Origin of the sequence: Pelolinea submarina (assembly GCF_003966975.1) — a bacterium.
Lineage (GTDB): Bacteria > Chloroflexota > Anaerolineae > Anaerolineales > Anaerolineaceae > Pelolinea > Pelolinea submarina.
This window is the reverse complement of sequence record NZ_AP018437.1, coordinates 2,741,634-2,768,051: the sequence shown is the minus strand read 5'-3', so window position 1 is coordinate 2,768,051 and position 26,418 is coordinate 2,741,634. Positions and strand designations below refer to the sequence as shown.

Annotated in this window: 24 protein-coding genes and 1 tRNA gene; 17 read left to right on the top strand and 8 right to left on the bottom strand. The window is 50.7% G+C overall.

All coding sequences use genetic code 11. The features are described from left to right. The first annotated feature begins 2 nt into the window (after window positions 1-2). Together Pelsub_RS12160 and Pelsub_RS12155 are read left to right on the top strand one after the other, a co-directional pair. Complete coding sequence (locus Pelsub_RS12160; RefSeq protein ID WP_116223475.1) at window positions 3-740, top strand: amino acid ABC transporter ATP-binding protein; 738 nt, start codon at window positions 3-5, stop codon at window positions 738-740. Between the two features lie 720 nt (window positions 741-1,460). Beyond that, on the top strand, window positions 1,461-1,982 hold the full coding sequence (locus Pelsub_RS12155; protein WP_116223476.1) for an REP-associated tyrosine transposase: 522 nt from the start codon (window positions 1,461-1,463) through the stop codon (window positions 1,980-1,982). Between the two features lie 606 nt (window positions 1,983-2,588). On the opposite strand, the gene Pelsub_RS12150 is transcribed toward Pelsub_RS12155, so the two are convergent. From Pelsub_RS12150 to Pelsub_RS12135, 4 genes are all read right to left on the bottom strand, one after another. Then, complete coding sequence (locus Pelsub_RS12150) at window positions 2,589-4,700, bottom strand: hypothetical protein (protein ID WP_126440535.1); 2,112 nt, start codon at window positions 4,698-4,700, stop codon at window positions 2,589-2,591. Next, window positions 4,690-4,905 (bottom strand): helix-turn-helix transcriptional regulator, encoded by a 216-nt coding sequence (locus Pelsub_RS12145; protein ID WP_116223478.1) that lies wholly within the window; start codon window positions 4,903-4,905, stop codon window positions 4,690-4,692. Before Pelsub_RS12145 ends, Pelsub_RS12150 begins: the two co-directional genes overlap by 11 nt. Continuing rightward, window positions 4,889-5,287: a DUF2178 domain-containing protein gene (locus Pelsub_RS12140; RefSeq protein ID WP_158675106.1), complete on the bottom strand. Its 399-nt coding sequence runs from the start codon at window positions 5,285-5,287 to the stop codon at window positions 4,889-4,891. Before Pelsub_RS12140 ends, Pelsub_RS12145 begins: the two co-directional genes overlap by 17 nt. 183 nt (window positions 5,288-5,470) lie before the next feature. Further along, window positions 5,471-6,145: a GntR family transcriptional regulator gene (locus Pelsub_RS12135; protein WP_116223480.1), complete on the bottom strand. Its 675-nt coding sequence runs from the start codon at window positions 6,143-6,145 to the stop codon at window positions 5,471-5,473. A 140-nt stretch (window positions 6,146-6,285) separates the two neighbouring features. On the opposite strand from Pelsub_RS12135, the gene Pelsub_RS12130 reads away from it, so the two are divergent. From Pelsub_RS12130 to Pelsub_RS12095, 8 genes are all read left to right on the top strand, one after another. Then, complete coding sequence (locus tag Pelsub_RS12130) at window positions 6,286-7,161, top strand: transketolase (protein WP_116223481.1); 876 nt, start codon at window positions 6,286-6,288, stop codon at window positions 7,159-7,161. 7 nt (window positions 7,162-7,168) lie between these two features. Then, window positions 7,169-8,137, top strand: a complete 969-nt coding sequence (locus Pelsub_RS12125; RefSeq protein ID WP_158675105.1) for a transketolase family protein — start codon at window positions 7,169-7,171, stop codon at window positions 8,135-8,137. Further along, window positions 8,134-8,955, top strand: coding sequence for an aspartate/glutamate racemase family protein (locus tag Pelsub_RS12120; protein ID WP_116223483.1), 822 nt, complete (start codon window positions 8,134-8,136; stop codon window positions 8,953-8,955). Before Pelsub_RS12125 ends, Pelsub_RS12120 begins: the two co-directional genes overlap by 4 nt. Before the next feature lie 14 nt (window positions 8,956-8,969). Continuing rightward, window positions 8,970-10,019 carry a transaldolase family protein gene (locus Pelsub_RS12115; protein WP_158675104.1) on the top strand — a complete coding sequence of 350 codons (1,050 nt, stop codon included), beginning with the start codon at window positions 8,970-8,972 and terminating at the stop codon, window positions 10,017-10,019. A 25-nt stretch (window positions 10,020-10,044) separates the two neighbouring features. Beyond that, window positions 10,045-11,058: an ABC transporter permease gene (locus Pelsub_RS12110; RefSeq protein ID WP_116223485.1), complete on the top strand. Its 1,014-nt coding sequence runs from the start codon at window positions 10,045-10,047 to the stop codon at window positions 11,056-11,058. 88 nt (window positions 11,059-11,146) lie between these two features. Next, window positions 11,147-12,241, top strand: a complete 1,095-nt coding sequence (locus Pelsub_RS12105) for a sugar ABC transporter substrate-binding protein (RefSeq protein WP_116223486.1) — start codon at window positions 11,147-11,149, stop codon at window positions 12,239-12,241. Window positions 12,242-12,318: 77 nt separating this feature from the next. Further along, a complete protein-coding gene (locus tag Pelsub_RS12100) occupies window positions 12,319-13,860 on the top strand; it encodes a sugar ABC transporter ATP-binding protein (RefSeq protein WP_116223487.1) in 1,542 nt (513 codons plus the stop codon). Window positions 13,861-13,880: 20 nt separating this feature from the next. Then, window positions 13,881-14,690 (top strand): cysteine hydrolase family protein, encoded by an 810-nt coding sequence (locus tag Pelsub_RS12095; protein ID WP_116223488.1) that lies wholly within the window; start codon window positions 13,881-13,883, stop codon window positions 14,688-14,690. Window positions 14,691-14,826: 136 nt separating this feature from the next. Here the strand turns inward: Pelsub_RS12095 and Pelsub_RS12090 are convergent, their stop codons facing one another. Further along, on the bottom strand, window positions 14,827-16,008 hold the full coding sequence (locus Pelsub_RS12090) for a phosphopentomutase (RefSeq protein WP_116223489.1): 1,182 nt from the start codon (window positions 16,006-16,008) through the stop codon (window positions 14,827-14,829). A 235-nt stretch (window positions 16,009-16,243) separates the two neighbouring features. Here Pelsub_RS12090 and Pelsub_RS12085 point away from each other — a divergent pair, with 235 nt between their 5' ends. The 3 genes from Pelsub_RS12085 to Pelsub_RS12075 all read left to right on the top strand — a co-directional run bounded on the left by Pelsub_RS12085 (window position 16,244) and on the right by Pelsub_RS12075 (window position 18,956). Then, complete coding sequence (locus tag Pelsub_RS12085) at window positions 16,244-17,122, top strand: DUF1295 domain-containing protein (protein ID WP_116223490.1); 879 nt, start codon at window positions 16,244-16,246, stop codon at window positions 17,120-17,122. 125 nt (window positions 17,123-17,247) lie between these two features. Continuing rightward, window positions 17,248-18,096 carry a hypothetical protein gene (locus Pelsub_RS12080; RefSeq protein ID WP_116223491.1) on the top strand — a complete coding sequence of 283 codons (849 nt, stop codon included), beginning with the start codon at window positions 17,248-17,250 and terminating at the stop codon, window positions 18,094-18,096. A gap of 20 nt (window positions 18,097-18,116) precedes the next feature. Continuing rightward, a complete protein-coding gene (locus Pelsub_RS12075) occupies window positions 18,117-18,956 on the top strand; it encodes an MBL fold metallo-hydrolase (RefSeq protein WP_116223492.1) in 840 nt (279 codons plus the stop codon). Between the two features lie 57 nt (window positions 18,957-19,013). Here Pelsub_RS12075 and Pelsub_RS12070 read toward each other — a convergent pair whose 3' ends face one another. Both Pelsub_RS12070 and Pelsub_RS12065 read right to left on the bottom strand, forming a co-directional pair. Continuing rightward, entirely contained in the window at window positions 19,014-19,592 is a 579-nt protein-coding gene (locus Pelsub_RS12070; RefSeq protein WP_126440533.1) for a hypothetical protein, read from the bottom strand. A gap of 246 nt (window positions 19,593-19,838) precedes the next feature. Continuing rightward, window positions 19,839-20,996 carry a LamG domain-containing protein gene (locus Pelsub_RS12065; protein ID WP_116223494.1) on the bottom strand — a complete coding sequence of 386 codons (1,158 nt, stop codon included), beginning with the start codon at window positions 20,994-20,996 and terminating at the stop codon, window positions 19,839-19,841. Between the two features lie 315 nt (window positions 20,997-21,311). Here Pelsub_RS12065 and Pelsub_RS12060 point away from each other — a divergent pair, with 315 nt between their 5' ends. Beyond that, complete coding sequence (locus Pelsub_RS12060; protein WP_116223495.1) at window positions 21,312-21,521, top strand: cold-shock protein; 210 nt, start codon at window positions 21,312-21,314, stop codon at window positions 21,519-21,521. Between the two features lie 211 nt (window positions 21,522-21,732). Here Pelsub_RS12060 and Pelsub_RS12055 read toward each other — a convergent pair. Continuing rightward, window positions 21,733-21,805: transfer RNA gene (locus Pelsub_RS12055), tRNA-Glu, on the bottom strand. 155 nt (window positions 21,806-21,960) lie between these two features. Here Pelsub_RS12055 and Pelsub_RS12050 point away from each other — a divergent pair. The 3 genes from Pelsub_RS12050 (at window position 21,961) to ftcD (ending at window position 26,412) form a co-directional block, all read left to right on the top strand. Beyond that, a complete protein-coding gene (locus Pelsub_RS12050) occupies window positions 21,961-22,824 on the top strand; it encodes a DegV family protein (protein ID WP_158675103.1) in 864 nt (287 codons plus the stop codon). A 121-nt stretch (window positions 22,825-22,945) separates the two neighbouring features. Next, window positions 22,946-24,802, top strand: a complete 1,857-nt coding sequence (gene typA, locus Pelsub_RS12045; RefSeq protein WP_116223497.1) for a translational GTPase TypA — start codon at window positions 22,946-22,948, stop codon at window positions 24,800-24,802. Window positions 24,803-24,876: 74 nt separating this feature from the next. Beyond that, window positions 24,877-26,412: a glutamate formimidoyltransferase gene (gene ftcD, locus Pelsub_RS12040; protein WP_116223498.1), complete on the top strand. Its 1,536-nt coding sequence runs from the start codon at window positions 24,877-24,879 to the stop codon at window positions 26,410-26,412. The last annotated feature ends 6 nt before the right edge of the window (window positions 26,413-26,418 follow it).

The following is a 26,418-nucleotide window of genomic DNA, read 5'->3' as shown; positions in this document are numbered from 1 at the left end:
ACATGCAGACAGACACAATCATCCAGATCGAGAATGTTCACAAACACTTCGGCAAGGTGCACGCCCTGCGCGGCATTGACCTGAATGTCGGACGCGGCGAAGTGATCGTCATCATCGGCCCATCCGGATCGGGCAAGTCCACGCTGCTGCGCTGCATCAACCGCCTGGAAGAATTTGACCAGGGCAGCATTGTGGTGGACGGCATCCCGCTGGACAGCGCCGAAAACATCAATGCTGTGCGAACGGAAGTGGGCATGGTCTTTCAACAATTCAATCTGTTCCCGCACCTGTCGGTGCTGGATAATATCACCCTGGCGCAGCGCATCATCCGCAAGCGCGACAAAAAAGAAGCGCACGAAATTGCCATGGAGCTGCTGCATAAGGTCGGCATTCCCGACAAGGCGGACTGCTATCCGCTGCAGCTTTCCGGTGGACAGCAGCAGCGCGTGGCCATTGCGCGCGCGCTGGCCATGAACCCTAAGATCATGCTGTTCGACGAGCCCACCAGCGCGCTGGACCCGGAAATGATCCAGGAAGTGCTGGACGTCATGCTGGCTTTGGCAAAAGAGGGCATGACCATGGTGGTGGTGTCACACGAGATGGGTTTCGCGCGCGCCGCAGCCGACCGGGCCATCCTGATGGACGACGGGCTGATCGTCGAGCAAGCCACGCCGAATGTACTGTTCAGCCAGCCCAAAGAAGAGCGAACCAAGGCTTTCCTGAGCAAAGTGCTGAGCTAAATTCTAAAGAGTGAAGATTAAAGCCCGCTGATATTTCAGCGGGCTTTTGTTTTGCCGGACACCTATACGGGAAATTGTAGGTCACACAATCCTGTGTGATGTTTTGCTTAAAAGGGGAAATTATAGGTCACTATAATCGTCAGGCACACCCCGAAGGGTGCGGGCGAATGCCTGACCTACGAGGGAAATGTAGCGTAGCGTCAGGCAAGAATGCCTGACCTACGCGAGAATTGTAGGTCACACATTCCTGTGTGACATTTTCAATTACCAAAATCGTCAGGCACACCCCGAAGGGTGCAGGTGAATGCCTGACCTACGAGGGAAATGTAGCGTAGCGTCAGGCAAGAATGCCTGACCTACGCGAGAATTGTAGGTCACACATTCCTGTGTGACATTTTCAATTACCATAATCGTCAGGCACACCCCGAAGGGTGCAGGTGAATGCCTGACCTACGAGGGAAATGTAGCGTAGCGTCAGGCAAGAATGCCTGACCTACGCGAGAATTGTAGGTCACACATTCCTGTGTGACATTTTTGATCACCATAATCGTCAGGCACACCCCGAAGGGTGCGGGCGAATGCCTGACCTACACGAGAATTGTAGGTCACACATTCACCTATCTCTCCGGAGTGTTTGAGGTTATTCTGTTGGATGATGACAATCTTTTTATATCTTCACAATTGATCTTGTGTATGCAATGAGAATCTTATAATTGGTTTATGTCAAACCTCCGCCGCTACTATGTTCCCAACGCAATGGTTTTCATTACCGCGGTAACTAACAACAGGATTTGTATCTTTCAGGATCCCCAAAATATCCATTTACTATTCACAACTATTAAAAACGTTGAACTTCTTCATCCATATGAACTTATTGCCTACGTTGTTTTACCCGATCACATTCACATCATTATCCAAATGGTTGAAGGACAAAATAACTTTTCTACCATTATGAAGAGTATTAAGGGGAATTACACGGCGAATTATAAAAGGGCTCATAACATACAAAATAGTCTGGTTCTTTGGCAGAAACGTTTTTGGGATCATATCATTCGCGACGAAAATGATTTAATAAATCATTTGGATTACATTCACTGGAACCCAGTTAAACATAAATATGTTGATGCTCCACAAAAGTGGCAATATTCGAGTCTTACAAAGTGGATTGATGAAGGGGTATATAGTTCTACTTGGGGATTGAATGGGGAACCTGAAGTGATTCAGAAAATGGATTTTGAGTAAAACTCGGGCCAGTAAACGGTTTATGTGTCATATATTTTTATTTGACATCAGGCAATAGCGTCAGGCAAGAATGCCTGACCTACGCGAGGTTTGTAGGTCACACATTCCTGTGTGACATTTTTAATCACCATAATCGTCAGGCACACCCCGAAGGGTGCGGGCGAATGCCTGACCTACGAGGGAAATGTAGGTAATCCATTCCTGTGTGACATTTTCAATCACCATAATCGTCAGGCACACCCTGAAGGGTGCAGGTGAATGCCTGGCCTACACGAGAATTGTAGGTAATCCATTCCTGTGTGACATTTTCAATCACCAAAATCGTCAGGCACACCCCGTAGGGTGCAGGTGAATGCCTGACCTATGGGGAAATGTAGGTCACACATTCTTGTGTGACATTTTCAATCACCATAATTGTTAGGCACACCCCGAAGGGTGCAGGTGAATGCCTGACCTATGGGGAAATGTAGGTCACACATTCTTGTGTGACATTTTCAATCACCATAATTGTTAGGCACACCCCGAAGGGTGCAGGTGAATGCCCGACCTACGCTAACAATCCCCTAAAAGGAAAAGGCCTGCCGAATATCGGCAAGCCTTTTTGTACTATTTGGTTGGATCTTTGATCAGTTGGTAAGCACCCACGACCAGGAGCAGGTCAATGGCGAACGCGATCAGAGAAAGCCAGACAACGTTGAAATTCCACAGGGGTTGTTTCACGCTATTCTGTGCCATGAACATCAGGTCGGTGGCGCCTACGGTGAAGAGCTTGAAGGCGGTCAGCAGGGCTTGCGGTAGGATAGCCACGGTCCAGCCGAGGAAGCGGCTGAAGGGCTTGCGCGCGTCGCGCACCAGGATCAGGCCAGCGGAAACCGAGCTGACGGTCCCAATGAAGCCCAGCACGAGCTGCACGGGTGTGTAGCCGACGGCGTCCGCGCTGACGGTGTAATGCCCCATGCGCAGCAGCACGTACCCAACGTGCAGGACGGCCAAGACGAAGCCCGCGATGAAGAAGCCGCGATAATCCTTGAACGATTTCTTCACGGTATTCTTGAGCCGGGTTTTTACCAGCAGCAAAATAACCAGCCCGGCCAGGAAGACCAGCGAGAAGGGGTTGTAGACGGTGTTCATGGTGACCCAGTTGTAGTCCAGCGCGTCCACTAAGCCGTCACCCATTGGCCAATACCAGGGCGCCTTTTGGTTGAGGGTGATCTCAAAAGTGCCGCTATCCTGGTAGAAAACCACGTATTTATCCCCACTCAGGTTGAGCGTTTGCAGGTCGTTGTTGAAAAAGAAATCGCTTTCGCTGGCAGCGGTCAGGCCGGAGATGCGCACAAAATCATAGTCTGCACCATCTGCGATTTTGACGGCCAGGTAACCCCGGAAATCCGTTTCGCCCGTGATGCGGCGGGTCGTTCCATCGACTTCGTCTGCGATAATGCGATAGGGCTGTTCGGCGGACAGATACGCGCGCGGATCGCCCAGCATAAAGTACAGCGGGGTACTGGAGGAAACGCGTGCTTCCATGCGGCTGCGCACTTGGGCCAGCACACCCAGCGGAAATTCCTGCCAGGTGGACATGTCCGGGACAACGTAGTCCCTGCGCATCAGGAAGGAGTTGCTGACCACGGCAGTCTGCACGTGGCCGATGTAAACCGCGGCGCCCCGGTTGATAAAGCCCATGGCGATGGAATCCTCTTTCCAGGGTTGGAAGGAGCCGCAGCTGGGCGTCTGAATAACGATGGGGCCCAGCGCGGGGACCTCCGCGGCGGTCAGGTCGCCGTCCTCGCCCACGTTCTTGGAGGTATCCCACATCCAACGGGTGGCGGATACATGCCGCACCCAATAGAAGTAGTCCGATTTCTGCAGCGTTTGGACGAGGGCTTCGTGCGTGAGGGGCAGGGGAGTTCCCTCGGGCTGGTTCAGGTCCACGATGAGCGCTTCCAGGACGCCCTGATCCACTTCCACATCCGAACCCAAGTAATTTTCTCCATTGCGCGTTAGCTGCCCGTTCCGCCATAATTGTTCGGCGATTTCCATTGTCCCGCCGCTGATGATGCCCAAGGCCGGATAGTAATCCATGTCTTTAAAAATATCCCCGGCCTGCCACAAGGCGGCTTCATCGAGCGCTTGCGGCGTGGCCACCCACAGGATAAATTCCGGGCGATAAGCGATGGCCTGGGTGAGGTTATCGGCGAGAACTAATCCCTCTGTTTCCGCGATGGTCTGCGCCAGGCTGTAGTAAGCATCAGACGGGTCGCTCATCACAACGGTTTCCTGGATCGGCTTTTCTAAATTGGCTTCACCCATATCCAAGCTGAAGCGCCAGGCCCAATGGGTCAGGTTGAAACCGCCCTTGATCAGCTTGATAGCTTTTTTCAGCTCGTACTGGCTGAGGGAATCGTTCCAAGGTTCGCGAGCGGGAATAATCCCGGTGTACAGGCTCTCCAATACCGGTAAAGCCCGCAGGTCTCCGACCTCACCCAAAGCCCAGGTGGTCGAGTTGCGCGTGCCGTAATCCAGACTCTCATCCAGCAGTTGGGCGGACAAAGCTTCCACGCAATCACCACCGTAATGGCTGATTGCGGAAGCGCACTCATTTTTCACGTTGTAGCCGATCCAACTGGATGAGACCACGAACAGCATTACGAACAGGCTGATGCCCAGAATGGCGAGATAACCCAACACCCGCGTGAATTTCTTGGTTTTATTGGTCACTTTCATCTCCCGTGTAATAAAAAACCTCTTCAATTTTGACGTTGAAATAGCGCGCGATGCGGAAAGCCAATGTCAGCGAAGGCAGGTATTTATCGTTCTCAATGGCGATCACGGTTTGGCGGCTGACCCGCAGCGCGTCGGCCAATTGCTCCTGCGTCAGGTCATGCATGGCGCGCAGCACCTTGAGGTTATTCTTCCTGTCCATCGCCCCCAAACTTTCTGTCGATAAAGAAAGACGACAAGGTATACAAGGTGATTTGGAAGAGCGTCAGGTAGGCAAAGATCACACCCAGCGATTCCAGGAAATAATTGGAATCGTGGCTCAACACCAGCAGACCCAGAGCGCTCAACCCCAGGGTAGGGGCGAAGATCAGATAGGTCAGTTGGGCGGCTTTTTCGCGCACGGTCTGTTCCCGTTCGTCGACGACCAGACTGCCTGTCGTACGAACAATCGTCAGGAATAAGATTCCCGCGACACCGGCGATCGCGGCCAATGCCAGTTGCGCCCGCAGGATAGCCAGGAACATCAACACGGCCAGGAAAGCCGTTACTAAGGATTTGAATAGCTTAAAAGTTTTCTCGTTCATGCCGTTAATGTACAACATGTTATACATTAAGTCAATAGAAATATACATTGTTATTTACGGGGAATAAACGAATATTTATTAATGAGATAAATAAGAATATTGGGCTTGGTTTTAAAATACAAGAAGCTGAAAGATTCTTTCAGCTTTTTGTTATATACGGTAGATGAAACACTACACAATTTATTAAATACCGTCCCGGGCATATGGCAGTACCATGTTGATCAACAGGGAAGTAAGTTCGTCCCGGACTTTCTCCAGATGCTCGACTGTCTCTTTTTCGGCCAATTCCTCATCTCCGGATAAAATGGCTTCCACCAGTTTTTCATGCTCGATGATGGAGCGGCCCATACGGCCGGTGCGCGCTGAAAATCCAATCCGCAGGCGGTTCCACTGGTCATTTAAATTTTCAATGTAGGTCATGGCGCGGTGGTTGTCCGCCATGGTGAAAATCAAACTGTGTAAACTCTTGTCCAGGTTCACCCAAGAATCCACATCATCGCCATCGGCTGCTTCGCGCATGGCAGTAATCGTCTGCTTCAACTCTGTCCTTAATGCGTTGTCTGTGCATTGGGCTGCTTTTTTGGCCAATAATGCTTCAAGGTTGATCTTTATCTCGAAGATTTCTTTGATATCGTCAAGGGTCAGTGAATATACCTTCCATCCTCTCTTCGGTTCATAGATCAACAACCCTTCCCGTTCCAATATACGGAAAGCTTCACGAACCGGCGTGCGGCTGATATTCAGGTTTTCCGCGATTTGCAGATCGGTGATGTATTCACCTGGTTTAAAACCGAGGTTGAGGATCTTGGATTTGATGAAAAGGTAAGCCTCTTCTTGAAGTGTGATTTTATCGCTCATACCTGAATTATATTATATAAATACGCTTGTTGGTGTATTAATATATCGGTTAATCTGTATACAATATATTGACAATTTGTATATTACCTGATAAATTAATACTGTTGAATCATTCATTTTGTTCTACTGGAGGTCACCAAATGCGGCTACAAAACGAGCAGGTCGCTCGATTGGAAGATTACGCTTACCAAATCAGGCGCTTAAGCCTGGAAATGATCACATGCGGGCAATGGGGGCATCCGGGTGGATCTTTATCAATGGCTGAAATTATGGCTGTACTTTATTTCCAGATGATGAAAGTGGATCCCAAAAATCCCGATCTTGAAGAACGAGATCGATTTTTCCTTTCCAAAGCCCATGCTTCACCGGCGCTGTATGCCACTCTGGCATTGAAGGGATTTTTCCCGATTGATGACCTGTACCGCTACTGCCAAATTGGCGGTATTGAAGGGCATACGGATATGCGCCGCACAAAAGGGCTGGAGAGTTCCGGCGGTTCACTGGGCATGGGGTTATCCATCGCGGTTGGTGCGGCTTGGGGCGTTCGCAAAAGAGAACTATCCCAATCCCGCATCTATTGCCTCATTGGGGACGGCGAATCCAGCTCCGGAAATATTTGGGAAGCGGCCATGGCTGCCGGTCATTATCATCTGGATAATCTGGTGGCGATCCTGGATTACAACAAGGTTATGGCAAAAGGGTTTGTTTGGGATGAAATGGCTATTGAACCCGTGCGCGAAAAGTGGGAGGCGTTCGGCTGGGATGTGGTTGAAGTAGACGGCCACGATATCCAGGAATTGTATGGCGCATTCTACCGCGCGCGTTGGGTCATGCCGCGCGGCAAACCGATCATGGTTATTGCCCACACCGTAAAAGGGCGCGGTATTGATAAGACAGAATTTAACTATAAATGGCACACACAGCACCCATCTCCGCAAGAGACGGATGAAATGCTGCGCGAGCTCTCGCTGCGGTATGGGAAACCAGAGCAGGGTTACAGCCGGTTGGAAGGATAAAACAGAAATGTCTGAAAAAGCGATTAAAAAGAATCCCCAAATGCGCGAAATCTTCGGCCAAACATTGGCTGAATTAGGCCAGGAACACGAAGATATTTTAGTGCTGGATGCTGATTTGCACACCTCAACTCGTATTGTTTACTTCAAAGATAAATACCCGGAACGTTTTATTCAAGTAGGTATTGCCGAACAAAACCTCTTTGGTATCGCGGCCGGCTTGGCAACAGTCGGGTATAAACCTTTCCCGTGCACATTTGCCTCGTTTGTTTCCCGCAAATCCATCGACCAATTTGCTTTATCGATTTGTTTCCCCGAGCTGGATGTGAAAGTGCCCGGATCGTATGTCGGCCTTCCCACCAGTAAAGCTGGAGCCTCGCACAATTCATTTGAGGATATCGCGTTCATGCGAACCATCCCGAATTTAAAGGTGGCCGCTCCGGGCGACCCGGCCGATATGCGCGCAATCATGAAAACAGCTTACGAGACTCCCGGCCCGGTTTATTTCCGCGTGGTCCGTTACGCGCTCCCCGATATCTTTGGTCAAGACCACGTATTCGAATGGGGCAAAGGCCGCCTGGTCAGGAAGGGTTCCGATGTGACGCTGTTCGGAACCGGTATGATGACGGATCGCTGCCTGAAAGCGGCCGAGTTGCTGGCTAAGGAGAATATCTCCGCGGAGGTGATCCATTTGGCATCCATCAAACCCATTGACGAACACATGATCATCGAATCGGTCGCGAAAACCGGCTGCGCAGTCACGGCGGAAAACGCTTCCATCATTGCCGGCTTTGGCGCGGCGGTGGCGGAGGTATTGGTTGAGAACTATCCGGTGCCGATGAAGCGAATCGGAATCCGCGACCATTGGGTGGACAGCGGCGAAATTGAAGAATTATTCCAGTATTATCAAATGCAACCGGAGGATATTGCCAGGGCGGCAGTAGAATCCATCAAGTTAAAAGAAAGCAGGTTGCAATGAATTCATATCCATGGGAAGAAGTGAATGGCCTTGGTCTTTTCAGGGATTACCTGAAGGTAATGGGCATTGCCCACTTAGGCCCTGAACCATACGGAGAGGAAGCGCTTAAAGGAAAGAAGTTGGGCGTCCTGAACGGCAGCTCCTGGATCATGTTGTGGGCAACTTATTTCGGCCGAAAATACTTGCCCGGCGTTCATTTGATCAACGCAGGCACGGAAGCCATGCAGTTGAATTTCATGGAAGCCTATCACAAGGGCGAAGCCACTCCGCCGCAATCCAACATCGACGCCATGGCGCGCTATGCGGTTGATTTGGTTGAATTGACGCAGGTGGACGCGGTCCTGATTACCTGTTCGACCATGAACCGCTCTTACCCTTTTGTAGCCAAGGCACTTGAGCCTTACGGCGTACCGGTTCTCCCCATTGACTTGCCTATGATGGAAAAAGCCGTGAACCACGGCGGCAGGATATTGGTGGTTGCCACGCACGGGCCGACGGTCAAAAGTACCCAATTGCTGCTCGAAGAAACCGCCGCACGCATGGGTAAAGCGGGAAAGATTCAAATCAGCGGCCTGCATACAGAAGCACCCTGGGAATGCCTGGCTAAGTTCGACATTGAAGGGCATAACCGCGCTTTGGCAGAGGCAGTCAGGACTAACTTAAAAGAAGAAAAGATTGACAGCGTTGTTTTCGCGCAGCTGTCCATGTCCGTGTTCCTGCTTTCATATCCGGACCCTGAGAAAGAATTCGGTGTACCGATTTATACCAGCGGGCAGTATGGTTTTGAAGCCATGCGCGAGATTTTGGTGAATAAATAATGGATGGAAAACTGATGACGAATAATTATTTTCATAGAGTAGAAAGACTCACAAAGACAAAATTCTGGATTAATAACCCGACCCGTGAGGAAGCCGATTGGGCTATTGACGAGGGTGCCAAGGGCTGCACCTGCAACCCTTCTTACTGCGGCAAGATGATCTTTGACCGTCCGCGTGAAAAGGAATATGCGAACCAGATTTTTGATCAGGTGCTCAAAGAAGCCTCCTCTGCAACAGCCGCAGAAGAGGAGTTACAGCGCCGTCTGATTGGACCCATCGCCGAAAAGTTCCTGCCTATCTATGAGGATAGCAATGGCGAGAATGGTTTTGTCAGCATTCAGGGAGATCCGGTCAATGAAGATGACCCGGAAGTAGTGATCCGTGAAGCGCACAAAAACCGCCAGGTGGGCAAGAATATCTGCTGCAAAATTCCAACCACAAAATCGGGTTTGATCGCGATGGAGACTTTGATCGCAGAAGATATTCCGATCAATGCCACTGAAGTTTTTGCCATCCAACAGGCCGTTGATCTCTGTGAGCTCTATAAAAAGGTGAGCGAGAAAAGCGGAAAGTTCCCGAAACTCTATATTTCTCATATTACCGGGATCTACGACGAATATTTGGCCGAGGAAGCTGCCCGGGAAGGGATTGATATTTCACCTGACATACTCTGGCAATCCGGCCTCGCCATCGCGCGCAAGCTATACCAGATCTACGTAGACCGCGGGTACAAGGTGACTTTTGTGGGCGGCGGCGCACGCGGCTTGCAGCATTTTACCGAGATGGTAGGCGGGGATGTGTGCGTGACGATCAACTGGGGCGGCATGGCGGATGAATTATTGAGGTCAGATATCCCGGTTGTCGAACGCATCCAGAATCCGGTTCCGGATTATGTCGTCGAAGAACTGATGGAAAAACTGCCTGATTTCCGCCGGGGTTACGAAGAAGGTGGAATGAATATCGAGGAATATGAAGAGTTTGGCCCGGTAGTCAAATTCCGCAAGAGTTTTTTGAAAAACTGGAATAGCGTGCTGGACGAAGCTGAGAACCGATTAGCGAAATAAACATCACAAATTTGGAGAATTATAAATGGGCCAACTGTTCAAGCTGAAAAAGAAAGTGCGGGATGAGGCGGATAGCGTGGAGACGGGACTTAATAATCCCGGCCGGAAGTTCCATTTTGATGAAGTCGGCGTGTTGGCTGCTGTCCTGGTAATGGTTTTGCTGCTTAGTTTTGGCAGTCCGTATTTCTTCTCGGTCAGCAACTTGCTCAAAGTTGGCCGGCAGGTTTCATTTTACGGCTTGTTAACCATCGGCCTGTCATTTGTAATTGGGTCGGGGCAGATTGATATTTCTGTCGGCCGAATTATTACGCTGGTTACCTTTGTGATGGCCTGGTTGATGGACAAGGGCATGAATCCATGGCTGGCTTTCTGTTTAGGAATCATGCTGGGCGCGCTGTGCGGATTATTGAATGGCGGCCTCAGCCTGGTGTTCAACGTTCATCCAATGATCATTACCCTGGGCACAACCAATTTGTTCTGGGGGCTGGCGGTGGGGTTGAGCAATGCCAAACCCATTGTCATCTGGCAGGAGTCATCTTTCCTTGAACTGGGACCGGGAAAGATCGCCGGATTACCGGTACCGTTTTTTATATTTATTGTTGTGGCGATCATTGGCCATATCCTATTGAAAAAAAGCGTGTTCGGCAGGCATGTTCTGGCAGTTGGGGCGAACAAACAGGCGGCTGTTTTTGCAGGGATCAACGAAAAAAGAATCCGTCTCAGTGTGATGGTAATGAGCGGTGTTGTCGCTGCCATTGCTGCCGGTGTGCTCCTGTCCTTCTTTCAAACCTTTGATCCCAATGTCGGTTCCGGCATGGAAATGGACGCTATTGGCGCGGCGGTGATCGGCGGCGCTGACCTGAATGGAGGCTATGCATCCGTCCTGGGTGCTTTCCTGGGCGCTTTCCTGATCGGTATTCTTCGTAACGGCCTGGTGTTGATGGGAGTAGGGGCGTATTGGAATAATTTTGTAACCGGCGCAGTTATATTGATCGCCGTAGCAGTTAGCACTGTGCTTAAGACACAGCGCAAATCATAAGTGTGGAAATTAAAAGGTCGACGGAGGTGAACTAAGAAGAATCTTGTTTTTCTATTGGAAGTATCTATTGAAAATTAAAGGAGTAAAAATGTCGAAAAGAGTTCTGTCACTAATTTGTATCTTGGCTATTGCTTCTCTGGCTCTCATCGCTTGCCAACCGGCTGCGGAAGCCGCAGAGGCTGCACCTGCCGCCGATGGGGAAATGGCCGAAGACACCGCTGCGCAGGAAAAAGCTTTCTTTGGCTTTGTCATGCATAACTTCGAGTCCGAGTTTTCCGTGGAAATCAAAGTAGGCGCGGAAGCTGCCTGCGCTGAATATCCCGACGCGGTGGATTGCGAAGTAACCGGCCCGACCAAGATGGATGCCCCCACGGCCATCTCCATGTTTGAAGGTCTGCTGGCCAAGAACCCATCCGGAATGGCGCTTGTCCCAAATCCTCAGGATCCCTGGACGCCCATCCTGAACCAATACGCTGAAGAAGCCAAGATCATCATGGTTGCCAACGGCGACGCACCCGGAACACCCCGCCAGGCGTATTTTGGCGCAAACGAAGTGGAATTCGGCCGCGCGGAAGCCCAGGCAGTTGTTGACGCGGGCATTACCGAGGGTCTGGTGATCATCGGTTCCTGCTACCCGCCGGCGCTGCCACTGCAGTTGCGCGATCAGGGTGCCCGCGAAGTCTTCGCGGATTACCCCAACATTGTTGTGGAAACCTATGATTCCACCGCTGAACAGACTACCAACTACGCATTCTGGGAAAATACTGTTACCGCCAACCCAGACATCGTTGCAGGGATTGGTCTGTGCACTTTCGAAGGCCCCACCTTTGCCGACTTGATGCCTAAACTCAATGAAGAAGGAATCGATTTCGTTACTGTCACCGCTGATTTAATTCCTGAGACATTGGATGCGATTGAGAATGGCTTTGTGGATGCGGCCATCGGCCAGCACCCCTATCTGCAGGGTTATTTACCCATGTATTTCATGATCGATCATGTGGTCAATGGTGCTGAACTGCCCGCTGGACAGGTACTGCTTCCGGCTGAAATTGTTACAATCGATAATCTGGAATCGGTCAAGGAAAGAGCTGCTGATTCTGCCGTAGCGCAGGAATGGTACAAGAATTTCCTGGCAGAGAATCTGGAATCCATCAAGGCGAACGTAGTTCCGTTCACTGATTAATTTACCGTGCAGGGATCAGAGCGGGATTCCCGCTCTGATCCCCCCAAAAGAATTTTACTTGAAATATTGGAGAATGAATGTCCCGCAAAGAAGTAATTCTTGAACTAAAAAATGTCGACAAGCGTTTTGGCGGCGTCCATGCGCTCAATAATGTCAGTTTCTCCGTTAAAAGAGGGGAAGTGCATGCTATTGTTGGGGAGAACGGCGCCGGCAAATCCACCTTGATGAAGATCCTTGCGGGCAATTACCAGCCGGATTCAGGCAAAATTCTTTTGGAGGGTAAAGAAATTAATTTCTCAAACCCGCATCAGGCGCATGAAGCGGGTATTAACATCATTTACCAGGAATTCTATTGTTTTCCAGCTTTGGACGTGGTCTCCAATGTCTTTGCCGGCAAGGAGATTTCCCACAGCTTATTCCTTAATGACAAGAAAATGCGCGCGTTGGCGTGTGACGTATTCAACCGTATGGGTGTGAATATTGACCTGAACGCTAATGTAGGAAATCTAAGCATCGCGGACCAACAGATCATTGAAATTGCCAAGGCCCTGGTTTATGAGGGCAAGATTGTTATCATGGATGAACCCAATTCAGCGCTTACCGATAAGGAAACCAAGGCCCTGTTTGATTTGATTGTGCGCCTAAAAGAACAGGGCATTACCATCCTTTATATTTCTCACCGCATGGAGGAAGTATTCCAGATATGTGACCGAATCACTGTCTTGCGGGATGGGGGCTATATCGGTACCTGGGATAAGAATGAGGTAGACGTACCTTTCGCTATCTCCAAGATGATCGGACGCAAACTGGATGAAGCTTTTCCCAAAATTGTTGATTTAAAAGTGAATGATAATCCGATCTTAGAAGTCAGGAACCTCAACGCTGCCGGCAAGTTGGCGGATATTAATTTTAGCGTGCGGCCAGGCGAGGTCTTGGGATTTGCGGGTTTGGAAGGCTGCGGGATCAGGGAATTATTCCACGTCCTATTTGGGATAGATGCCTGCGACAGCGGCGAAGTCCTGTTGAATGGCCAACTACAGCATATCCATTTTTCTACCGGAGCCATCAATAGCGGGATCGGTTTAATTCCGGCCAACCGCCGCGACCATGGATTGATTATGCGCTGGTCGATCAAGGAAAATATTTCATTGGTGATCCTCAAGAAATTGCTCAATTTTCTGGGGCTGACCAATCAATCCCGGATCAATACCCTTTCATCGGAATATATTAAAAAGCTCAGTATTTCCACCAGCTCGGCAGATAAAGCCGTGTTGGATTTGAGCGGGGGAAACCAGCAAAAAGTAGTCATATCCAAGTGGCTGGCCACACAGCCCAAAGTTTTGCTTTTGGATGACCCGACGCGCGGTATTGACGTGGGTGCGAAATCAGAAATATATTTGCTTATCCAGGAGTTGGCGAAGAATGGGTTAGCGATATTGTTCAATTCCTCTGAGATTGATGAAGTTTTGGGGTTGTCCCATCGCGTCATGGTTATGCGCCAGGGCAGAATTATCAAAGATTTCCAACATGAGGAAGCCGATAAACATACTGTGCTTCGTTACGTTTCTGGTGATATTCTTGGAACACAGCAAAGAGAATCTGTAAAACAGAATTGCTAGATCAGATTGGGAGTATATGCATGGATAAAACATTGAATTTCAACACACGCTATTTTCAATTGTTCCCTTCAGATAAATATGCCGGATATGCTTATGAAGAATACCCGGCCAAACTCTCGGAATCCGCGTTCCTGGTTGTGGACGTGTATGGATTAGGCCATCACCAGGATGATCCGCTTCCAACCTGGAAAGAAGGGGCGGGAGATAAACGCGATCGGCCGGCACTGGCCTGGAAGGGCAGCGCGGATCACGAAGCCGTGATCGTCAAGGAATCCCTGCTGCCGGCACTGAACGCAGCCCGTGAAATTGGCATGAAGGTTATCTACCTGAATAACAGCGCTCCCAAGATCGGCCTGGATTATTCCGAGTTTGGGAAAGTCCTGCGCCGCCAATTGAATACGGATATGGAGCGCATGTTCGCCGAGGACGACATTGACCCGAAAGAGTACCATTACGGGCATTCCGACCACGTCAAAATATCCAAGCTGCTTCAGCCCAGGGAAAACGAGTATTTTATTCGCAAGCACGTATACAGCGGTTTTGTGGGGACACGCTTGGATTTGCTGCTGCGTCATCTGAATATTCACAATTTATTTGTAGTGGGTTTTTCAGCGGATGCCTGCCTGTTCACTACCGTTGTGGATGCCCTATGGCACGATTACAAGTGCGTCCTGCTGCGGGACTGCACTTTGGCGAATGATCTTGAAGAGGAGCAGGCTGAGTTGCTGGGTACCAAACGCATGGTCAAGCTGATGGAATCGCTGTATTGTGTATCTGTCACCTCAAAGGAGTTCATCGCTGCAACGCAAAGCGCAATTGAGGTGCTTTAGCCAATCATCGCATTTGATATCATCACCTATATCCATTTTATTGTTCAAGAGGATTCACTCAAGTGAATCCTCTTGCCTTAAAAGATAAAAAGCCGATCATATTGATCGGCTTTTTTAACGAAGTTAATCGCTATTATTAATCGACTGAAATTTCCTTGAGGAAACTCTTACCGATGACCGGCGGGGTGACCGCAAGAGCCTCGGCGATGGTGGCGGCTACGTCCGCGAAAGAGCCGCGGATGCCCAGGTCAACGTTATTCTTGACCTGTTCGCCAAAGACCAACAGCGGGATGTACTCGCGCGAGTGGTCGGTGCTGACGGTCGTGGGATCCACGCCGTGGTCGGCCACGACCATGGCGATGTCGGTCGGCTGCATCCTGGCGCGGATGGTGGGCACAAAGGCGTCAAATTCTTCCAGCTTCTGCGCATAGCCTTTAGCGTCGTTGCGGTGACCATAGGTCATGTCGAATTCGACCAGGTTGGCGAACAACATGCCGGTGAAGTTCTCATCCATGAAATCAACCATGGCCTGAATGCTTTCCATATTGAAGACCGAGTGATGCGTCTTGGTGATGCCGCGCCCGCCGAACAGGTCGTCGATCTTGCCGGTGGCATAGACTTTATGGCCGGCTTTAATGAGCGTATCCAGCATGGTGTCGGTGGGGGCCAGCAGGGGATAGTCGTGGCGGCGTTTGGTGCGCGTGAAGGTTTCGGCGCTGTCGCCGATGAAGGGCCGCGCGATGACGCGCCCAACGGCGTGCTCACCGGTCAGCATCTTGCGGGATATATCGCATAAGTTATACAGTTCGGGAATAGGAATGATGTCTTCGTGCGCGGCGATCTGGAAAACCGAGTCGGCGGAGGTGTATACGATCGGCTTGCCGGTGCGCATGTGTTCCTCGCCCAGCTCTTTGATGATCTCGGTGCCGGAAGCAGGTTTGTTGCCAAGTACGTCGTAACCGGTAAGGCGCTTGAATTCGTCCAGCACTTCGGGCGGGAAACCATTCGGGTAGGTGGGGAAGGGCTTCTTGACTTCCACACCCATCAATTCCCAATGACCGGTCACAGAATCCTTGCCTTTGGAAATTTCGGTGCATTTTCCATAAGCGCCGCGGGTTTCTTTTCTGGGGGAGACGCCCTGGATGGGAGTAATATTTCCGATGCCAATCTCACCCATGTTGGGTAGATTAATTCCGCCCAGAACACGGGCGGTATTGCTCAATGAGTTGCTGCCCACATCACCGTATTCTGCGGCATCCGGTAATTCTCCGGCACCCACACCATCTATCACGATAACTGCAATACGCTTGATATCCATCGACTTCTTCCTATATCTATTATTTTCGAGTTTGAAATTATACCGCGCGGAATAAAAGAATTTCATCGATGGATATAGGAGCTCTATTAATATCGATGAAAATATGGCCGGGTCAATTATTCAGGTTGTATGCTTATGATAGTATAAGGAATCAATTTTCTTTATACTAATTTTGAAACATCATTAATAATTAATTCCTGAATATCCATAAAAATAGGAGAAAGAGGAAGCGGATATGAAGATAAAAACCTATTCTACTTTATTCAGCTTAGGTATCGTGGTTTTAATCGCAACCGGATTAGCCTGGGCCGGTAGTCAAGGCAGCCTGCGAGCTTGGGGCATACCCCTGTTTTCCTTATTGATCGGTCTGGCATTTCTCGTCCAGTGGATCGCGTTCATCCCGGCGTTTATTTTTCAGACAGAAAAATTCTATGACCTGACCGGCAGCCTGACCTATATCGGTGTAACAGTGGCGGCTTTGGTTCTAAGCGGCAGCGTGGACAAACGGACTTACCTGCTGGCTGGAATGGTGATCTTATGGGCGGCCCGCCTGGGCGCTTTCCTGTTCAGCCGCATTTTGAAGAGCGGGAAGGACAGCCGTTTTGACGCTATCAAGCCATCTTTTCTACGTTTCCTTTTAACATGGACCATTCAGGGCTTATGGATCAGTTTTACGGCCGCCGCAGCGCTGGCCGCGATCAGCGCGCAGATAAAAGTCAGCATGGATGGGTACGCTGTGGTTGGATTTCTGGTCTGGCTGGCGGGTTTGGGTTTTGAAGCTGCCGCGGATACGCAAAAGGGGAAGTTTCGGAAGGACCCGCAAAATAAAGACCGATTTATTCGAAGCGGGTTATGGGCCTGGTCGCGCCATCCGAATTACTTCGGTGAGATCCTGTTGTGGATCGGCGTAGCAATCACGGCTTTTCCGGTGCTGTATGGCTGGCAGCTGGTCACGCTGATTTCGCCTGTCTTCGTGATCTTCTTGTTGACCAAGGTGAGCGGCGTCCCCTTGCTGGAAAAACGCGCCGACGAGAAGTGGGGCGGGCAGGCGGATTACGAAGACTATAAGAAGAATACGTCTGTCCTGGTGCCGCTGCCTCCCCGTCAGAAATAGAATTGGAGATGTAGAACCGGTTGTATCTGTCTGGATACAACCGGTTTACTATATTGAATGCTTGAAATTCACACACAATATTCTTGTCGATAAAATTTCGCATACTTCAATGGGAGGAGATCAGCATGTCTGAAAACCCGATTATCTCTCACGCAGCAATCAAAAACTCTTTAATCCTGAGCGGAATTCTGATAATTTTCCTGTTGGCTACCTCATTGGCCGGAATACTGCGGCCGGAAACCCTCTATCCAACAACCGAATTACGGAATGCCTTTATGCCCAATGACGTCATCAACCTGGCGATCGGCCTGCCGGCTTTGCTGTTATTGATGCTGCAGGCTGGGCGCGGACGCGTCAAGCTGCTGCTGTTGTGGCCGGGAGCTGCCCTGTTCGTCGCCTACAACGCGCTGGCCTATAGCGTTGCGTTGACTAACAGCCCGCTCTTCGGGCTCTACCTTGTGGAACTGCTATTAAGCCTGGGGATCATCTTCCTACTGCTGCGTGCAACGGATGCAGCTGCGGTAAAGGGAAAAGTCCAGGGAAAGATCTTCGAAAAGTTGACCGGTTGGGTATTGCTCGTCTTGGGCCTGTTGATCCTGTTCCGCAACATCGGTGTTGTGGCTGGTTCGGCCGGAATGAAGCCGGCGGAGATCGGCGTGATGGCAGCGGACCTGCTCAGTATTGCCGCCTGGGTGAGCGCGGGCATCTGTCTGTTGGGCCGCAGGACCGCCGGCTACCGCATGGGTCCGGCCTGGATGTTCCAGGCCAGCTTGTTGTTCCTGAGCTTGCTGGTGCTGATGGCCATCCAGCCCGCTTTTGGCGCCCCGGCCTATGCCGGCGCGGATTTTGTTGTGGTCGGGGTGATGAGCCTGATCTGCTGGATCCCTTTCATTTTGCAGATGCGCGCGATCCGGCGTCTGTTGGATAATCTTGAACAATCTCCGAAAAGTTTTTCCCAACAGGCTGTGGTATAAAAACAGACCGAGCTTATAAGATGGATAAATCAAAGATCATTTGCGTGGTGAACGATATAGCCCTGCCGGAGAGCGGGCTGCTAAGCGAACACGGATTGAGCATGTGGGTCGAAACGCCGCAGGGCGTGATGCTGTGGGACAGCGGTGGCAGCGCAGCGGTGCTGCAGCATAACCTGAAGACCTTAGGGCTTGATGCGGGGCGCATCCGTGCGCTGGCGCTCAGCCACGGGCACAACGATCACACCGGGGGACTGGGCTTTCTGCTGCAAGCCAACCCCGATCTGCCCATTTACGCCCACCCGGATATATTGCGGCCGCGGTTTTCACGCAAGAATGGCGCGTACCTTTCCATGGGGCTGCCCAAACAAAGCAAAGCGCTGAAAGACCACCGGTCGCTTTTTTTACACGATCAACCCACCGAGATAATGCCCGGCTTATGGACCAGCGGTGAGATCCGCGAGCGCGCGGAATTGGAGGGGCGCAGCGCCAATCACTTTATAAAAGTGGATGGGGCTTGGGAAACGGATCCTTATCTGGACGATATGTCATTGGTGCTGGAAACAGCCGGCGGCATCCTGCTGATCTGCGGCTGCTGCCACGCCGGCCTGTTGAATACCTTGCGGCAGGTACAGAGGCAGTTTACCCAACCCGTGAGAGCGGTGGTGGGCGGCACGCATTTGATTAGCGCGGATGGCGCAGCACTGCAGCATGTAATTGACGTGCTGGATGGCGAATATCCCCAAATGCGCTACTACCTGAACCATTGCAGTGGAAAGGACGCTGTTTGCCAATTGCAGGATACGTTTGGGGAACGTGTTGAGGAGTTTCCGGCAGGCAGCATTTTAGAAATTGATGACTAAAAAAGAAGCGGTTGTAAATCACAACCGCTTCTTTTATCAATTTATGCGAATCAGCGTTTAACGTTTAAAGATGAACACTAAAATGAACAGGATGGCTAACAGGATCAACAAGATCTGCCAGTTCGCTTGAATGAAATCGCCCAAACCTGCCAGGAAACCAGCTTGCGGCTGCACTTCCTCTTCCGGGACCATTTCATCGGGGACCGGGGTGTCGAACAACCCAAAGAAACCATCGCTGGCACCACCGCCGCCGCCACTTCCACCGCTGCCACCACTTCCACCGCTGCCGCCGGAGCCATCGCTGCCGGTGTCTGAGCCGGAATCGAGCAGGTTGACATCCACGCCAACACCACCGTTTCCGCCTAAGTCAGCACTGACCGATGTATTGGTATCACCCAATCCCAGGTTTACATTGGCATCACCGTCAGCTAGGTTGGCATCCACACCGGCTTGTACACCCAGCAAATCCAGTCCAGCGTCTACCTGGCCGGTATCCGGATCAACACCCAGAGTGAGCTGCATGCGGATATTACCGACCAAATTTTCATCTGCCGGGACAAATCCCATTAATACGGTTCCCATCAATAATCCCAGGCCGGCTATAACGGCCAATGCACCAAAACTATATGCTCTCATTTCCACCTCGCTTATGATTTAACCTTATTCACAGGTTAAACTGATATATATTTACATATTTAAGTATGTGGAAATATTGTTGGAATTATCATTAACGAAATATAAATAATGATAAAGAAGATAAATAATGTCCAGTATATATAGGCTATGAATGGAAGAAGATATTGAAAAGCGGTTCCCAATTTTCAGGAACCGCTTTTTTGAATGCTGATTCAGTGTGCTGTGGTGAGACTCTTAGCCGGATGACTATTTTACTCGCACCAGCAGATTGTCGAATCTGTTTAAGGCGCTGACACCTTCGCCGCCCCATACGATCAGACCGAAGTCCGGGCTGACCGCATCAATGGCCTCATGGCTGGTGACCAACTCCCCGTTGACGTAGAAATCCATTTGCGTGCCTTCTACCACCACGGTGATATTGTTGACATCATCCCATACAATAGCTTTGCTGGAGCCATCTTTGATATTTCCCAAATAGCGGTTGGCTTCCTGGTCGGACGAGCCGGTCAACATATAGCGGCCCTGATTGTTAATCATAAAGAAGTACACAATTTCGTATTCGGTACTGCGTACGTAAACACCCCAGGCAGTGCTTTTATATAGGCTTTCGGTTGAACCGTCTACGGAAATCATGTAATCCTGCGCTGCGCCAACTGAAACCGGGAAAATGAAACCGGTGGTATATCCCTGGGCGACCTTGGTCGAGTTATCGACCAAATATTGGCCGCTTTCCACGCGGGTTGAAGTCCCTCCTTCGTCTCCAATCCAGAGCGTAGTGGAATCGTCAAATGTTTCACAGAGGTAAGTTTGCCAATCTGAGCGAATATCGTTGTCGATGCTGCAAGCCACCTCGGTGGGGACGGCTGGTTCGGGTTCTTCTGCAATGGGTGCTTCCGCTTCATCCCCAACAGTCAGCAGGCATTGTCCTTCCAGACCGGTGGTATCTTCGTCGGGGCCATACCAATCCCAACCGTCGAAAACCGGTTCGGTTGCGTTTGCCACTGTAATAATATTGTAGGTACCGGGTTCCAATTGCCCGATATTCACCAGAAACATCTGGGTATAATACCCATCCTCAGTGGTCTCAATCGCTTCGGTCCCTAAGGCTTTAATAGTGACCGGCTTACCGTCCACGGAAATAGCGTGCTGGACGGATTTGGCGAAATCCTCCACCTGCTGTTCGGTCTGGGCAATCCAGTAATAAATCAGGGCAATATCATTGCCCGTTTGAACATAATCCGTACCGCAATTCATATACACATAAACCGGTTCGATTGTACTTTCCGCCTCAACCGCGGCCGTATTTTCCTGGGCAGCGGGTGATTGGTTTCCTGAGCCGCCGCAGGAAGTCAACACTAATCCGAAAACAATCAATAACGCAAGGGTACCCTTTTTTAGAAACATATTCCTCCTGATTTCTATCCTAATAATGTAGTGTAAGGTAAAGTTATATTGATATTATATTCTTTTAACAGTGCCGCAAAATTAAAGGTTCGAATTTTCTGGGCTTTCGTAGCCTTCATAGATATTTAATGAAAAATAAATGGTCAACTATTAATCACAGATCCGGCTTGCATTTAGAGAAAAGATTAACACACAGAATTGAAATATAGGGTACACTTTATTGCTTGTTAAACTAAAGTTCTGATACAAAGAGTAAGTGTTTGATTTGGAACCCATGCTAAAACCAGCAATATAGGAAGAAAGGAGTTTCAAATCATGTCTGAAAAAGAACAAGGAACCGTAAAATGGTTCAACGGCAGCAAAGGTTACGGCTTTATTTCACGCGAACAGGGCGATGATGTTTTCGTCCATTTCAATGCCATCGTTGGTGATGGATACCGCAATCTTGAAGAAGGCCAGCGTGTAGAATTTACCGTTACACAAGGTCAGAAGGGCCCCCAGGCCGAGAACGTAGTCGTTCTCTAAACTTCAATAACATAAAATAAGAAAAAAACGGGAAGGCAGTCATGTTTTCCCGTTTTGTTTTTAATATTGGGCGATTTGGTCAAATCGATCCGAGATTCATCCCCGTTGGGAGTGCTTTGCGATCACGGTCGCTTCGCTCTTTCATGATGACAATGGAGCGGCGGTGGATTAACGAAATAGAAAAAGCTGGAAACGGGCATTAAATAAAAAGTGCCCCCAAGGGGACTCGAACCCCTGTTTTGGCCTTGAGAGGGCCGCGTCCTGGGCCGCTAGACGATGGGGGCTAGCAGACTCGAATTTTAGCATGCCGGCGGGTGGGTGTCAATTACTGTTTAGGTACATTATTCCTGATAATTAATATATTATATGGAATTTACAAATTTGTATGAATATATGTACAAAAAACATTTATAATAAAATTATAATTTTAGGAGAAGATATGCAGATAGTTACCGATAGTGCCACCGACACACAAATGCTCGAAGACGACCAGTTGAAAGTACATATCGTACCGTTAAAAGTCAGTCTGGGCGAAACATCCTACCGGGATGGAATTGATATCAGCGCGGATGATTTTTATAAAGAACTGGATGAAAGCGGGAAATTACCAATTACTTCACAGCCTTCAGTCGGCGAATTTGTGGAAATGTACCGTAAAGTTGCAAAAGAAGATCCGGATATTCTATCGATCCATTTGTCTTCCGGTTTAAGCGGTACGGTGGATTCGGCCAGGGCAGCGGCCAAGCTGGTGCCTGAAGCGAATATTACTATCTGGGATACGAAAACGCTATCCGCAGTTTCCGGTTGGCAGGTAGCTGCGGCTTTCAACGCCATCAAAGCCGGTTGGAGTTTGGACCGCATATTGGCCAAGCTGGAAGAAATGTCCGCTTCAGCGCACACTTTTTATACGCTGAAAGAATTGAAATACCTGATTCACGGCGGCCGTATCAGCCACATGAAGGGCCTGGTAGCCTCCGTCCTGCAGATCAAGCCCTTTATCGGTGTGGATAAGATTACCGGAAAGTATATTCAGGCAGGACAGGCACTCTCATTTGCCAATGCGCTGAATGGTTTGGTGGATACGATTTCCAAGACGCTGCCGAATATTGAATCCATCAAAGTCCAGGTAGTTCACACCGGCAATCCTGAAGGAGCAGAGACATTAAAGGAAAAGATCAATAAGGCCTTTAAATGCAGTTGGCTGCCGACCGGTCAGGTTTCATTTGTTTTAGGCGCGCACACCGGCCCCACGCTGGTGGGTGTTGCGTTCGCACCTTTAAACGTAGTGGAAGGGTTAGTTTAGCAACTTTTCCCTACTTCTCGATTTGCGGGGAATCTGATAAGATATCTTTATATAAAGAAATGATGACCTCGACCATCATAGGTCGAGGTCTTTACTTGCGTCTCAAGAAAGTGATGAAAGAATGTTTACAAAAAGAACTGATATTAGAAATGTGGCCATTATCGCACACGTTGACCACGGAAAGACTACCCTGGTGGACGGTATGCTGCGTCAAGCGCATATTTTCCGCGACAACCAGCAGGTAGTTGAACGTGTGATGGACTCCAACGACCTGGAACGGGAACGGGGTATTACCATCCTGTCCAAGAATACCGCCATTTCGATTTGGGATGCGAAGACCGAACAGCAAGTTAAGATCAATATCGTGGATACGCCCGGCCACGCCGACTTTGGCGGCGAGGTGGAACGCGTGATGAACATGGTTGACGGCGTGCTGCTGCTGGTGGACGCGGCCGAAGGGCCAATGCCGCAGACCCGCTTCGTGTTGAAGAAAGCGCTGGAAATGGGCCATAAAGCCATCGTGGTGATCAACAAAGTTGATCGGCGCGACGCCGAACCGGACCGGGTATTGAACCAAACCTTCGACCTGTTTATTGAGCTGGGCGCCACGGATGAGCAAGCGGATTTCCCTGTGATTTACGCGCGCGCTACCGGCGGACAGGCAGGCCTGACCCCTGAGTTGAGTGATAATCTGGAACCGTTGTTTGATGCCATTTTACGGCACATCCCCGCACCGGAAGTGGATCTGGAGGCGCCGCTGCGCGTACTGGTAACCTCGCTGGGTTACGATGATTACCGCGGCGTCACCGCCCTGGGACGTATTTATTCCGGCGGTATCAAGGTCAACCAGCCTCTGGCACGCATCAAGCTGGACGGCACGATTGTGCCCGAGCAGGCACGCTATTTATATATCCACCAGGGCTTGGGTAAGGTGGAAGTGGAAGAAGCGCAGGCAGGCGAGATTATCGCCCTGGCTGGATTGGAAGAAATTGCCATCGGTGAAACCCTGGCCGACCCGGATGATCCGCAGGCGCTGCCGCCCATTCATGTGGAAGAACCGACCGTACGCATGACCTTTGGCGTGAATACCTCGCCCTTTGCCGGGCGAGAAGGGCGCTGGGGAACCTCGCGCAAATTACGCGATCGTTTGTTTGAAGAACTGCGCAGCAATGTTTCGCTGCGTGTAGCCGAAACAGAAACCAAGGACACATTCCTGGTATCCGGGCGCGGTGAGCTGCACCTGGCCATCCTGATCGAAACCATGCGCCGTGAAGGATATGAATTTCAGGTATCCCGGCCCGAAGTGATCTTCCATGAAGATGAAGCGGGCAATACGCTGGAACCGTTTGAAGAAGTCCACATCGAAACCAGCTCCGAGACTACCGGAACGGTGGTGGAAATGCTGGGTATGCGGCGCGGCCGCATGGTGGACATGCATGAAACCAGCGATGGAAACGTCCACATGGTCTATATTGTGCCCACACGCGGTTTGCTGGGCTTCCGTTATCAGTTCTTGACTGCAACACGCGGCATGGGTGTGATGAACACCATCTTCAACGGGTACGACAAAATGGTCGGTCCGATCACCTCGCGCGCTACCGGTTCATTGGTAGCCTGGGAGCCGGGCGTGACGGTCAACTACGGCCTGAAGAACGCCGAAGAACGCGGTTCGCTGTTTTACGGCCCAGGCGTGGAAGTTTACGAAGGTATGGTGGTGGGCGAATATTCCCGTCCGGGTGATTTGACCATCAACGTCTGCAAAAAGAAGCACCTCACCAATATGCGCCAATCCAACCGCGATATTGAAGTGCGCCTGACCCCGCCGCGACAAATGAGTTTGGATGAATCTATTGAATACCTGGCGGAGGATGATTTACTGGAGGTCACTCCGGTCGCCATCCGCATCCGCAAGCGTATCCTGAACACCGAAGACCGCGGAAAGCTGGTTAAAAAAGCCAAGGAACTGGAAGAAACATAACCGTACCTCAGTGTGCGTTGGGCAGGGGATCTCTTTCAGCTATAATTGCTTAAAATCTTACTTGAGGGTGTCTTATGGCTTATCCATTGGTTGAATGTATTCCCAATTATTCAGAAGGACGGCGGCCGGAAGTAATCGACCAGATCAAGACAGCCATCACCTCTGTGCCCGGCGTCAAACTGCTGGACGGACATTCCGATCCCGATCACAACCGCACGGTGCTGACAATCCTGGGCGCGCCCCAGGCTGTCAAAGAAGCCGTGTTCCGCTCCATCCGCAAAGCGGCTGAATTAATCGATATGGACCAGCACCAGGGCGAACATCCGCGCCTGGGCGCTACCGATGTGGTGCCTTTTGTACCCATCCGCGACGTGAGCATGGCCGATTGCGTGGCACTGGCCCAGGAGCTGGGCAGGCAGGTGGGCGAGGAATTAGGCATCCCGGTATATTTATATGAAGCCGCGGCGGCACGCCCTGAGCGTGTAAACCTGGAAGACGTACGCCGGGGCCAGTATGAACTATTAAAGGAAGAAATTGAAAGCAACCCTGCGCGCCAACCAGATTTTGGCCCGGTCAAGCTTGGCAAAGCCGGCGCGACCATCATCGGTGCGCGCGAACCCCTGATTGCTTATAACATTTATCTGAACAGCGACGACGTATCCATCGCCAAGAAAATTGCCAAAACCGTGCGCTTTTCTTCCGGCGGGCTGCGTTACGTTAAGGCCATGGGTGTGATGGTGGAAGGCCAGGCCCAGGTTTCCATGAACCTGACAAATTTTCGTAAGACGCCCATTGCGTTGGTATACGAAACCGTTGCGCGCGAAGCGCAGCGCTACGGTACCAGCACGCATCACAGCGAATTGGTGGGATTGATCCCGCAGGAAGCGCTGGTGGACGCGGCCGTCTGGTACACACAAATGGATCAGTTTGAATCCGATCAGATTTTGGAAAACCGTCTGAACGGAGACGAGCCTGAAGGTGCTTCTTCGGACACCTCATTCCTGGAAGAATTAGCCAGCGCGGCGCCCACGCCGGGCGGCGGTTCTGCCGCGGCTTTCACAGCCGCTGAAGCGGCCGCGTTGACGGCCATGGTGGCGCGCCTGACGGTCGGCAAGAAGAAATACGCTGAAGTGGAAGCCCAAATGCAGGCTTTGGCTGAACAGGCGGACGCGCTGCGCAGCAAGCTGAACGCAGCTATCGCGGAAGATTCCGCGGCTTTCGAAGCCGTCATGCAGGCTTACCGTCTGCCCAAGGCGGATGAGGCCCAGGCCGGGCAGCGCGAAATTGCCATTCACGCAGCCACGCTGGAGGCAGCCCGCGTTCCTTTAAAAACCGCAGAAATGACTTTGGACGTGATGCGCCTGGCGGAGCAAGCCGCCGCGCAGGGGAATACCAACGCTATCACGGATGCCTGGTCGGCCGCTGCGCTGGCGCATGCCGCCATCAGCTGCGCGGGTGCGAATGTGCGCATCAACCTGGCTGCCCTGACAGGCGAAAAAGAAGCAGAAGCGATCCAAAGCAGTCTGGAAAAGGTGGACCGGGAAGCCGATAGTCTGTTAAAAAATATTCGCGAAAATATTAAAAATCGTGCAGGGATTGACCTGCTCTGATAGAAT